Origin of the sequence: Arenibacter certesii DSM 19833 (assembly GCF_000429545.1) — a bacterium.
Lineage (GTDB): Bacteria > Bacteroidota > Bacteroidia > Flavobacteriales > Flavobacteriaceae > Arenibacter > Arenibacter certesii.
In genome coordinates this window covers 232834-245738 of the sequence record NZ_AUCB01000003.1, presented here as the reverse complement: position 1 = coordinate 245738, position 12905 = coordinate 232834, and the positions used below count along the sequence as shown (strand labels likewise).

General features: G+C 37.0%; 10 protein-coding genes. 1 reads left to right on the top strand and 9 read right to left on the bottom strand.

Features of this window, described 5'->3' with window-relative positions:
* Positions 1 to 109 precede the first annotated feature (109 nt).
* The 7 genes from pgi to uvrC form a co-directional block, all read right to left on the bottom strand.
* Entirely contained in the window at positions 110 to 1747 is a 1638-nt protein-coding gene (gene pgi, locus G466_RS0100995; protein WP_026811954.1) for a glucose-6-phosphate isomerase, read from the bottom strand.
* A gap of 1 nt (position 1748) precedes the next feature.
* Positions 1749 to 3017, bottom strand: coding sequence for a peptidoglycan DD-metalloendopeptidase family protein (locus G466_RS0100990; protein WP_026811953.1), 1269 nt, complete (start codon positions 3015 to 3017; stop codon positions 1749 to 1751).
* Positions 3010 to 3984 (bottom strand): tryptophan 2,3-dioxygenase family protein, encoded by a 975-nt coding sequence (locus tag G466_RS0100985; RefSeq protein ID WP_034234318.1) that lies wholly within the window; start codon positions 3982 to 3984, stop codon positions 3010 to 3012. Before G466_RS0100985 ends, G466_RS0100990 begins: the two co-directional genes overlap by 8 nt.
* A 1-nt stretch (position 3985) precedes the next feature.
* Positions 3986 to 4816 carry a DUF3108 domain-containing protein gene (locus G466_RS0100980; protein WP_026811951.1) on the bottom strand — a complete coding sequence of 277 codons (831 nt, stop codon included), beginning with the start codon at positions 4814 to 4816 and terminating at the stop codon, positions 3986 to 3988.
* A 314-nt stretch (positions 4817 to 5130) separates the two neighbouring features.
* Positions 5131 to 6270 (bottom strand): 4-hydroxyphenylpyruvate dioxygenase, encoded by a 1140-nt coding sequence (gene hppD / locus G466_RS0100975; RefSeq protein ID WP_026811950.1) that lies wholly within the window; start codon positions 6268 to 6270, stop codon positions 5131 to 5133.
* A 253-nt stretch (positions 6271 to 6523) separates the two neighbouring features.
* Positions 6524 to 8776, bottom strand: coding sequence for a patatin-like phospholipase family protein (locus G466_RS0100970; protein ID WP_026811949.1), 2253 nt, complete (start codon positions 8774 to 8776; stop codon positions 6524 to 6526).
* Positions 8777 to 8793: 17 nt separating this feature from the next.
* Complete coding sequence (uvrC, locus tag G466_RS0100965) at positions 8794 to 10581, bottom strand: excinuclease ABC subunit UvrC (RefSeq protein ID WP_026811948.1); 1788 nt, start codon at positions 10579 to 10581, stop codon at positions 8794 to 8796.
* Positions 10582 to 11169: 588 nt separating this feature from the next.
* Between uvrC and G466_RS0100960 the strand changes: the two genes are divergently transcribed.
* Positions 11170 to 11730, top strand: coding sequence for a 5-formyltetrahydrofolate cyclo-ligase (locus tag G466_RS0100960; protein WP_026811947.1), 561 nt, complete (start codon positions 11170 to 11172; stop codon positions 11728 to 11730).
* On the opposite strand, the gene G466_RS0100955 is transcribed toward G466_RS0100960, so the two are convergent.
* Positions 11702 to 12352, bottom strand: a complete 651-nt coding sequence (locus tag G466_RS0100955; protein WP_026811946.1) for a lipoprotein signal peptidase — start codon at positions 12350 to 12352, stop codon at positions 11702 to 11704. The two genes, G466_RS0100960 and G466_RS0100955, sit on opposite strands and share 29 nt — an antisense overlap.
* Before the next feature lie 169 nt (positions 12353 to 12521).
* Complete coding sequence (locus tag G466_RS0100950; RefSeq protein WP_026811945.1) at positions 12522 to 12905, bottom strand: TraR/DksA family transcriptional regulator; 384 nt, start codon at positions 12903 to 12905, stop codon at positions 12522 to 12524.

The window sequence follows — 12905 nt, the reverse complement described above, 5'->3', positions numbered from 1 at the left end:
ATTAATACAATGTTAAATTAGTTGGCGCAAATTTAACAAAAAAACTCAAGTAGGAAATGTAGTAAACAATAAGTTACTGACGATTAGCGAAAAACGCAGTACTTAACGATTAATTTTTATATAAACCCAAAAGATTTAACGTAGATCCATCGTGATCCGCAACATTTTCACCATTTATATCATTTAAAACTGCGGTTGCCAGTTCCTTACCTAATTCTACACCCCACTGGTCATAACAAAAAATGTTCCAAATTACCCCTTGTACATATATTTTATGCTCATATAAGGCTATAAGAGCCCCAAGTGAATTTGGGGTCAGTTTATCAATAAGCAGGGTATTTGTAGGCTTGTTCCCTTCAAATACCTTAAAAGGTACAATAGACTTTACAGCGGTCTCCCCGTTGTTCTGATTTTTAAGCTCTTCTTGCACAACCTCGGCCGACTTACCTCTCATAAGTGCCTTTGTTTGGGCAAAGAAGTTGGCCATCAATTTATTATGATGATCCTTATCTCCATATAAAGAGTCCTTAAAACCAATAAAATCGGCAGGAATCAGTTTAGTCCCTTGATGTATTAATTGAAAAAACGCGTGTTGTGAATTTGTTCCTGGTTCACCCCAAATAATAGTACCGGTTTGATAATCTACTTTATCTCCATTCCTGTCCACACTTTTTCCATTACTTTCCATAACCCCTTGCTGCAGGTAAGCTGAAAAACGAGACAGGTATTGCGAGTAAGGTATAACGGCTTCTGTTTCGGCTCCATAAAAGTTATTGTACCACACACTGAGCAACGCTAGGATAACCGGCATATTCTGGTCAAAATCAGCGGTTTTAAAATGTGTATCCATTTCATTGGCACCATCCAAAAGACCACTAAAATGCGCATATCCTACCGCTAGACATATAGAAAGACCTACCGCACTCCATAGAGAGAAACGCCCTCCCACCCAGTTCCACATCGGAAATACATTCTCTGACGCTATTCCAAACTCGGCTATTTTTTCCGTATTGGTAGATACCGCGGCAAAATGCTTCGCCACATCTTCTTGCTTTGCAGATTTTAAGAACCATTTTTTTACGGTAGTAGCGTTGGTTAACGTCTCTTGGGTAGTAAAAGTCTTGGATACCACTATAAACAGGGTGGTTTCCGGATCTAATTCCTTTAAGGTTTCGTGCACATGATCTCCATCAACATTGCTAACAAAATGCATTTTAAGATGGTTACCATAGTATTTAAGGGCTTTTACGACCATTTCAGGACCTAGGTCAGATCCACCAATACCTATATTTACAACATCGGTAAAGGCTTTGCCAGTATACCCTTTTGCAGTCCCTGAAATTATAGAATCGGAAAATTGCTGCATTCTCTTTCTAACCGCATACACTTCAGGAACTATATTTTTCCCATCTACCTTTATAACATCAGATTCTTTTGCCCGTAAGGCTGTATGCAATACTGCCCTACCTTCGGTTTCATTAATGCGTTTCCCATTATATTGATCACTGATAGCACTTTGCAGATCCACTTCCTTGGCAAGTTGCAAAAGTAACTCCCTAGTTTCCTCAGAAATCCTATTTTTAGAATAGTCCAGTGTAAAATCATTCCAAGTTATGGTGAATTCCTTGGCCCTATCCGGATTTGATGAAAAGAATTGCCTTATAGTTTTATTTGAATTTTCCTTAAAGTGAGATGATAATTTTTTCCAAGCGCTGGTTTCACTAGGATTACTATGCCTTATAGCCATATTAATTATTTAATGTTAGTAGATCTTCATCTGGAAGCATCATGAATTCAATACAGTCTAACTTGTCCTTAAAAGGAGCTATGTAATCTAAGTATTGTGTTTTTAAACTATCGGCAATAGGATCTGCTGTAGGTAATTTTTCTCGTAATGGATCAACCTGTTGTCCATTTTTCCAAAAGCGATAACAAACGTGGGGACCACTGGTATTCCCGGTCATCCCGATCCATCCAATAACATCTCCCTGCTTAACAAATTGGCCTTTCTTTACATTTTGAGCCTTCATATGAAGATACTGGGTACTATAAGTCCCGTTATGCTTTATTTTCACATACTTGCCATTACCTCCCTTTCTAGTAGATTCTTCAACTGTACCACTTGCTGTGGCCCTAATAGGAGTACCTATAGGTGCGGCATAGTCTGTCCCTTTATGTGGCCTCACTTTATAACCATAATAGGCGATTCTTCTATTTAGGTTGTACCTAGAGGAAATCCTACTAAATTCTACCGGAGAACGCAAAAAGGCCCGTCTTAGGTTCTTTGCCTCTTGATCATAATACTCACTTATACCGTGTACGGAATCTGTAACAAAGTTAAATGCATAAAACGGTTCTCCGTTATGTTCAAAATAAGCAGATTCAATTTTCCCTGCACCGGCATAAATGGTATCGTTAATATATTTCTCTTTGTAGATAACCTTAAACTTATCCCCTTTTTGCAGTCTAAAGAAGTCTATGTTCCAGGCATAAATTTCGGATAAATTATTAGTTATGTTATAATCTATACCCTGCGCCAAAATAGCTTCGGACAGAGAGGTCTCTATTATCCCAGAAGCTTCACGCTCTACATATTTTACCTTTTGCTTTTTCTTATAGGCCACCACACTATCCCGTAAATCAACGACAGTGTAATTAATAGGATCGTTTTGGTAAATAAAAACTTGGGCCGTATTGATCGTGTCCTTGGATTTTAAGATTAAGTATGGTTTCCCTACATTAAACTTACGGACATCAAAAGTATCCTTATAATTTTCAGTTATAGCGGCTATTTTAGGGTAATCTACTTTATTTCTTAGCAATATCTCGCCAAAAATATCCCCTTTTCTAACCGTATCCCTTAGAACCTCAAAATCATTTAAATTAAATCCAAACTCTTCTATCACCACTGGCTTCTCAATGGTGACCAATTCTACTAGGTCATCTGTTTCCGCCTTCTTTTCTTTGCAGGAAACAATCAATACTAAACTAAAAACTAGGGACCAATACTTACTCATCGTTACTTTTTACTTTTTCTGGGTTAAAGATATGGTCTACCCATTGTTTTCCCCAATTATTTAACTCTTGTTTTGAATATAATTCTGGAAAAAATATCACTTTCTGGAAACTTGGAGGCAAATATTGCTTCCAATTAGTCCCTCCAGTAGCTTCAATTTGGGTATCATCTTTGGTAAGATAGCGATAAGCAGACCCCATATGCATTAAAGGCCAATTTACATTCGCATTTATATCCAATGCTTTTAACGCATCAATTAAGGTTTTATTATCCTTGGCTTCTTGTGGGAGCTTTTGGTATTTATTATAAATTGTATTGTTTTGCACTTGTTTGGCTATCCTAATCAATCTTGGGGTATAACGGTATTCAAATTGCTTTAGAGTAAGGGTTTTTTCTCCTGTGGTTTTGTCCGTAGCACCTTTTTTCCAATAGATATTCTCATAGAGTTCCTCAATGCTATCATGGGACGAAAAATTATCACGTTCGGAATAATGAACCAAATTCTCCATGGAGGTCGCGTAGAGTTCTATCATCCTGTACTGAGCAGACTGGAATCCACTAGCAGGCAATAACGCCATTCTATATTGCATAAATTGTTCCCGTTGCATCCCCTTAATCATGACGCTGAAAGAGGAAATCAACACCTGATAATAGCTATTTATACGATTGGCCTTTTCAATGAAAAAATCCACATCTTGGGATTTATCATCTACTAATTGTTTTTGTTCGTGCAGAATAAGTTTGAAATAAAGCTCGGTAATCTGGTGGTACATTATAAATATTTCCTCGTCAGGGAAATGCGTCCTAGGCACTTGAATACTAAGCAGCGTATCCAAATTAATATAGTCCCAATAAGTTAAGTACCGCTGATACAGCAAACCATCTAAATAAGAACTAAGATCTTGCCCGGAATCCTTGTACTTTTCTTCTAATTTGGAAATCTGGGAATCTATATGATCTTTATTCATATTAATCCATTATTATTTTAAATTGATGTTTCAGTCCATTGTACCCGTCTAGATCTGCTTTAATAGCTCCAACCCTTAAATCTGCCTGAATACGTACCGGAATCTTATTATCGTCATTTGAAACCCATAGCGTTAAGCTCTCCTGCTCCTTAAAGACTCTTCCCGATTGAACATAGGGTCTAAACTTTAAACTCTCAACTTTACCGTATTTGGTTTTCAAAACTTCTTTGCCTAAATACTTAAGCTTAAAGTTAAATACCCCATCATCATCATATAGGACATCCAGCTTAATACTCTCCCCAACTATTAAATCCTCAAAGTCGTACGTATTCCGAATATAATAAAAAGCGGAAACCAAGTCTTGGATACCCTCTTGGATAGTAAACTTATAATTTTTATCGTTCTTTTTGTCTTTTAAAACCGCAATGTTAGCGTCATAATCAAAGTTAACCTCAACATCCTTGGTATAACCGCCTTCATTTATTTTTCGAATAAATTTATAGGGCCTGCCATCTCGCTTATCAAAATAACTTTCATAGGTATCATCTACCTTAAAAAAGATACTTGCAAAGCCTGTAGTTTGTCCATTACCAACAACGTGGTAAACGGGAATCCCATTAAAATCCTTTGATGTAACGTGTAGGGTGGCATAGCTCGCATTTAAAAAACCGTAGTGGATGCGGAATTTTAGCCACTCCCCAGGATCAAATGCAGATACTTTGTCCTTCTTTGCCTCTGAGATTGGATCGGTAGCCCAATCCTGAGAAGGATGACTTTGGGAATTTAAGGAAAGCCCAAATATTAATAATAGGATAACAGTTATCTTTTTCATATTCTTCAATGTTGTAAAATTAATAAAAACCTTTGAATTGCGGCTTTATTCTTTACTTACCTAAACAAGAATTATTCCAAAGTATTGTCCATAAAAAAAGCCCAGTCGTAAAACTGGGCTTTCCTAAATAACCAACCAAACTTTAAATTATGAAAAACCAATACTTAAAGTTGCAAGGGAACCACCCCTTGCGAGAACAAATTTAATACAAGAATATGTTCTGAAATAGGATTTAACTTACTTTAACGCTCGCCTTAACATTATTTAATAATTTGAAATATAAAATTGGGAAAAAGTTAAGAAAAACATGTTTTTCAAAGGGTCCCACGCGACTCCTGCTCTCTTTCGATTGCCTCAAATAATGCCTTGAAATTTCCCTTTCCAAATGATTTGGCACCCTTTCTCTGAATTATTTCTATGAACATGGTTGGCCTGTCCAATATTGGCTTTGTAAATATCTGTAAAAGATAACCCTCGTCATCTCTATCTATTAATATTCCCAACTCGCTTAAGGGTGCCAAATCTTCATCAATTTTCCCTACCCGGTCTAAAACATTCTCATAATAACTGGGCGGAATGGTTAAAAACTCTACTCCCCTTGCTTTTAAGGACCCCACGGTCTCTATAATATTATCCGTAGCTAATGCTATATGCTGTACCCCCGATCCATTATAAAAATTTATAAATTCTTCAATTTGCGATTTTTTTCTCCCCGATGCAGGTTCGTTAATTGGGAATTTAATGCGTCCGTTACCGTTGCTCATCACTTTACTCATAAGTGCCGTATATTCTGTAGAAATATCCTTATCATCAAAAGATACTAATTGTGCAAATCCCATAACATGAGCATAAAATTTACACCATTTGTTCATTTCATTCCACCCAACATTTCCCACAATGTGATCTATATATTTTAGACCTACATCTGGCGCCTTATAAAATGGATCCCAACGCCTATAACCAGGCATAAATGCGCCTTTGTAATTTTTGCGTTCTACAAAAGTATGCACGGTCTCCCCATAAGTTTGTATACCGGATAGTACTACCTCCCCCTCCACATCTTTTATCACCTTAGGTTCCATATAGCTTACCGCCCCTCTACTAACCGTTTCAGAGTAGCTTTTTCTAGCATCGTCTACCCACAAAGCAATTACTTTTACTCCATCTCCATGAGCCTCTATATGTCTATTAATATCACCTCCAGATTTTAGGGGAGAGGTTAGCACCAATCTAATTTTATCCTGTTTTAAAACGTAAGAAGCCCTATCCTTAAGCCCTGTTTCCAATCCAGAATAGGCCAATGGTTGAAAGCCCCAAGCGGACATATAATAATAAGCTGCCTGTTTGGCATTACCCACGTATAATTCAATATAATCTGTTCCTAAAATTGGAAGAAAATCTTCTGCTTCCGGGTTTTCCTTTGGCAGGTTTAAAGCGGTTTTATCAGTAGCCATAATATTTTTGCTTTTTAAGTTGAATTGCATCAAATGAAATATGTTTCGGAGAAATGGGACACACACTATCTCCAAAACGGGGTCCCCTAAAATTTCCTGAACCCTTTACCACATTGCCCTAAGATGAGCAGTAATATCAACCCTATATTGTAGAATCGGTATTTATTTACACCTTCTCCAACAAATATCGGAATAAATACGCTCCTAATTTGTTAATTAGTCCTATTTGAACCTTGTATGGCACCTAGCACCCCTAAAACCAGTAGCCCACACTGAAGAAGATTTGATTTTCACTCTTTTCTGGTGTAAATGTGTAATACACCTGAATAGGACCAATAAACGATTCTAGCCCATAACCTATTCCATACCCAGAATATTCGGGAGCCACAAACCAATCAGCAGTCCTAAAAAGATCATCACCAACATTAGCAAAATTTGCTGCTAATAAAATATGGTTTTTAGGTAAAAACTCATAATCTATCTTGGCCATTGCCTTAACATAACTATTGCCCACCAGGCTTAAAAAATCATATCCCATAAAAGGAATTGCATTATTTACCAATTGCGTTCCATATCCACCCAATATAAAGTCCATGGAAGCTATAGGTGAAACACCCCATTTAAACCCCCCTTCGGTCTCTAAGTTTAAATACACATTATTAAACACTGAAAATGCTCCGCCCATCCTAGCCTTTCCTACAGAAAACTCCTTAAAATTATTATTAAAGTCGGAAGAGAATATATACAGATGAAAATCACCATCGAAATACAGCCCTTTAGTGGGAAAGAAAATATCATCATAGGTGTCATAGGTCAGCTTCCCATAAGTACTGTAAAAGTTACTATTTTCAAAATAGGTCCGTCTATTAGTTGGAAGGTTAGGGGCATTTGTAGGCTCTGCAAGACTAAGTGTTTTTGTACTATATTTCAGCAGCTTATGTTCTAACCCCAAAATAAACGCAAACTCTTCCTTTAATACCGTTTGAAGATACACTTGATTGGTCAAGTCCGTGGCACTAAGACTTACTTTTTGAATATTAGCACTAGCATCGACTTGGAAATTTGATCTTATCAGGTCAAAATCTACCTCTTTATTAAAATGATCGAACTGGGAATTCATCCCAAAACTCCAGTAAAAACCTTTATCCACATAATACTCTAATCTATATCTTAGATTATCCCCGACAATAAAATCGAAAGAAGCCACATCATCATCCATCAAAAAATTCTTCTTCGTTAAATTTAACATCCCGGAACTTTTATAAAGATCATCATAATGAAGTCCCAACCTGATGAACATTTTATTCGGGTTTTCTTTCACGTTAAGCAACAGGCCAACCCCCTCTCCATTACTTAACAATTCGTATTTTATAGAGGTGAAATTCCCAGTAGCCGACAGGTTGTTTATCCCCCGCTGCAACTTTTGAAAGGAAACATCATCATCTTCGTTAAAACGCAGTTTACCCATAATATAGGCTCTAGAATAATTATGGTTGCCCTGTATCATTACTTCATTAACATGAATAGTATCCTTGAATTTTGCCGGCACTATTCTTCGCTCGTTCTCTAACGAGGATACCTTTGCCACCTTTAGCAGATCATCAAATTTTAGGCGCGCAGCTTCCTCTCCTTTATCTATTATGCTCTTACCGTAACCAAAATCAATTACAGAGTAATCTTTTATGTCTGGGGAAATATAAATATCGGTCATTTCCGATTTTTCCCGCATATCCTTCACCGTTCTGTAATTGTTGATCTGTAGGAGAATTTCGGTAGCGGAAACCAAAGACTCCCGGTCCGACAAGCCGTGCTGCACATCAACTCCAATAATAATATCGGCACCCATTTTCTTCACTTCCTTTATAGGGTAATTATTGATCACCCCACCATCTATCAACACTTTACCATTTATCTCCACTGGCCTAAATAAAGAAGGGAAAGTACCGCTGGCTAAGATAGCCTGTGGCAAATAACCGTGATCTAATCGCACTTCGTCCCCAGTTTCCACATCAGTCGCGATACAGATAAAGGGGATTGTAAGCTTGCTAAAATCATTTACATCCTTAACATGATATAGCAATCTAACAAACTCATTGTAAATACTTTGTCCTCCAGAAATAGCCTGTGGAATCGAAATTTTAAATCCGCTAAAGGGAAGAGTAACCGCATACCTTTCGGAATCTTCCTTTTCATAAAACGTTTTGGAGCTCCTAGGCACATTATCTTGGATAAGCGCCATAAAATTGGTGCTTTTAAATATAGAGTCCAGTTCAGAAGCTGTATAGCCAGATGCATATAGCGCCCCTACAATAGCCCCCATACTGGTGCCCCCTATATAATCTATTTTCACCCCAGCCTCCTCAATCACCTTTAGCGCCCCAATATGAGCAAGGCCTTTAGCTCCTCCGCCACTAAGAACGAGCCCAACTTTTATGTCCTTAGCATCTTGTCCAAATAACACTATGTGGGAAAAAACTAATACTATAAGGATTAAGCATTTTGGCATATTACTAAATTACGGGATTAATGAAAGGATTCATAAATTATTTTTGCCTTGGAATTTCCTACAATTTCCGTCAATTGCACCAAGGAAGCTTCCTTGATTCTTTTTACCGATTTAAACTTTCTAAGCAACTCTTCCTCGGTTTTTTTACCGATACCTTTTATCGATTCCAATTCTGATTTAATTGCAGCCTTACTTCTTTTGTTTCTATGAAAGGTAATTCCAAATCTATGCGCCTCATTCCTAAGCTGTTGTATAGTCTTTAAAGATTCAGACTTTTTATCTAGATAAAGCGGAATAGGATCTTCTGGGAAATAAATTTCTTCTAATCTCTTAGCTATTCCCACAATGGCTATCTTGCCTCTAAGCTCTAATGCATCCAAACTTTTTAAGGCTGAGGACAGCTGACCCTTCCCTCCATCAATAATTATTAATTGTGGCAAAGTCTCACCCTCTTCAATCAGCCGTTTGTATCGTCTATAGACCACCTCTTCCATAGAGGCAAAATCATCGGGCCCTGTAACGGTTTTAATATTGTAATGCCTATATTCTTTTTTTGACGGTTTCCCATCCCTAAAAACTACACATGCCGCAACGGGATGAGTACCCTGTATGTTAGAATTATCAAAGCATTCTATATGCCTAGGCTCTTGTGAAAGCCTCAAGTCTGTCTTCATTTGCGCCATTAGACGTTTGGCATGCCTATCTGGATCAATTATTTTTATTTGTTTAAATCGCTCCTGGCGGAAAAACTTGGCGTTTCGTTCTGAAAGGTCCAATATTTTCTTCTTGTCGCCCAATTTTGGCACCACAATTTTTAAATGATCTTCTAGCTCTATTACGTAGGGAAGATAAACCTCTGTGGACTGCGAATTAAACCGTTGCCTAATCTCTACCACTGCCAATTGCAAAAGCTCCTCATCAGTTTCATCTAATTTTTTCTTAATTTCCATTGTATGAGACCTTATAATGGACCCATGGGAAAGCTGCAGAAAATTTACATAGGCAAATGCTTCATCAGAAACAATACTGAAAACATCCACATTGTTGATATTGGGATTTACGATGGTAGATTTCACCTGATAATTCTCTAGCACCTCGATTTTCTCCTTAATTTTTTGCGCCTCCTCAAACTTCATCTCCTCAGCCAACTGCTTCATCTGATTCCTAAAATAATGGAGGGACGATTTAAAGTTTCCTTTTACAATCTCCCTGATATCCGCAATCTGCCGTCTATAGTCATCTTCCGTCTGCAAACCCTCACAAGGCCCCTTACAGTTCCCTAAGTGGTATTCTAGACATACTTTATATCTGTTAGCCGTAATTTTCTCCGAAGAGAGATCATAATTACAGGTACGCAGCGGGTAAACACTTTTAATAAGGTCTAATAAAGTATGTACGGTTTTCATACTAGTATATGGGCCGAAATATTCAGATCCATCTTTAATGAATCTTCTGGTGGAAAAGACCCTCGGAAACCTTTCATTTTTAATACAGATCCAGGGGTAGGTCTTGTCGTCCTTTAATAGCACGTTATATCGAGGCCTGTATTTCTTAATCAGGTTATTCTCTAGAAGCAAGGCATCAGATTCGGTAGGAACCACTATATGCCGAATAATTTTAATTTTTTTTACGAGAACTCGTGTTTTCCCGTTCTCGTGATTTTTATTAAAATAGGACCCAACCCTCTTTTTAAGGTTTTTAGCTTTGCCTACGTAGAGTATCTTTTCTTCGGCATCATAAAATTGATATACTCCCGGATCGCCCGGTAACGATTTCAACTGAACTTCAAGTGGAATATGAGGCATTCTTTTAAGTTTCTCCTTTCTTAATTAATAACGAAAATTACTCCGATTTTCTTAGAGCACATAGAAATTACTGATTTTTAATGACCTTTGAAAATTAGTTTGAAGTATTGGAATTATATACCTAACCTTATCTTAAATAGATTAAAAATAACTTCTCCTAAACGTCAATTTTCCAAAAATAATCGATGAAATGATCGCTCTATCGATAATTAACTCAAAAATAGTCGATTTAGACTGATTTTCATCCTATATCCAAGACCCTGATAATCAGTAAGTTACTCGCTTAGGTGTTTTGATATTTGAAAAAGAGCATGCTGAATCCTTAATAAAATGTTAAAAAAACTGCATTTCATCGATTAAATAGTGCTTTTTATAGATAGTCTAAACACTTTTTACCTATATTTGATTAATCTCAAGCGAATTAGACCATGGATAACTACATAATCACTCTAGTAACCTACTTATTTTTAATGGGTGTTTTAAAAGTTTATTACAACTTAAGGGTTTCATCAAAAGATTAGCCCCCTTAAATTAGTATAGACTGTTTCCCCCTTTTAAATTTAGTTTCCCTATTCACAAACTTATATTATGCTGAAGAAGGATTTGCGACTGCTCTACGATAATCGTCGTAAAAACCTTACCAGTGAGCAACTTGATGCATTTAGCCTAGCTATTGCCAATCGGCTTCTTAAAACTCCAATTTGGGAGCATTCCTATTACCATTTATTCCTTAGCATTTCCGAGAAAAAAGAAGTGGACACCAGCATGGTACTATCTATATTGCAGGGAAAGGATAAAAATGTAGTACTTCCAAAAATGTTAGATGACAAAAACCTTATTAATTATCTACTTACCGACAATACTATTATCAAGAAAAATCATTGGAACATTCCAGAACCTATAGACGGCATTGAGGTGCCGCCTACGAAACTGGATGTTATATTTATGCCTTTATTGGCCTTTGATCTAAAGGGAAATAGGGTAGGATATGGAAAAGGGTTTTATGACACCTTATTAAAAGAGTGCAGACCTGATATAATAAAGGTAGGACTATCTTTTTTCGCGGCCGAAGATTTAATTACCGACAGCGAACCACACGATGTACCTATGGATTATTGCGTTACTCCTGATCAGATTTATTCATTTTAGCTTCGTTGGAAGGATCTCCGAAAGCTTTTTTATTGAACACTATTAAAATTCCCACGCCAGTACTTATAGCCATATCCGCAATATTGAAAACTGGCTCGAAAAAACGAAATGTATTTCCACCAACCATAGGTACCCATTCCGGCCAGACGGTATCTATCATCGGAAAATAGAGCATATCTACCACCTTACCATGAAAAATACTCCCATAGGGCTCCGCTGCAAACATTGTGGCCACCTGGGAATAACTATCATTAAAGATTACTCCATAAAAAACAGAGTCCAGGATATTTCCCAAGGCTCCCGCAAATATAAGAGACACAGCTATAATCAAAGTTTTGGAAGCGTTCTTTTTAATATTATCCCACAACCAGTAACCGATTCCTACAATTGCAAACAACCTAAAAATGGTTAGGACCAGTTTTCCCGCCTTATCTGAAATTGGAAGTATATCGCTCAACTTGGTACCCCATGCAGCACCTTCGTTCTCAATAAACAATATTTTAAACCAGTTGAAGACTTCTATTGATTCCCCTAGTACGAAATGGGTCTTAATATAAATTTTACTCAACTGATCTATAAGGAGGATCAGGATAACAATGAAAAGCGATTTTTTTAAACTCATTCCTTTAAAAATAGATGCGGCAAAAATAGACATATTTTCCGGTTTTCCTTGTTTGACATTCTCGGTTATAGAGATCAAGGAATAATTTTACACTAAATGTAAAACTCTGGTCAAAACAAATAGGTCTAATAATAAAAAAAACGCCTTAGAAGGCGTTTTTAATCAATTACTAGGCTTGCATATTCTTTGCTTCGATGCTCAGGGTGGCATGGGGCACTAATTTTAGTCGCTCCTTATTTATCAATTTCCCTGTAACACGACACACCCCATAGGTTTTATTTTCGATTCGCAATAATGCGTTCTTTAAATCCCGGATAAATTTTTCCTGACGGATTGCCAATTGGGTATTTGCCTCTTTACTCATAGTCTCCGAGCCTTCTTCAAACGCCTTAAATGTGGGAGAGGTATCATCCGTACCATTATTCCCATCATTCATATATGAGCTTTTAAGTAGCTCTAGGTGACTTTTTGCTTTCTCAATTTTCTCTTCGATCAAGACTTTAAATTCACTTAAATCTTTATCTGAAAACCTTACTTTTAAATCTTCGGCCAT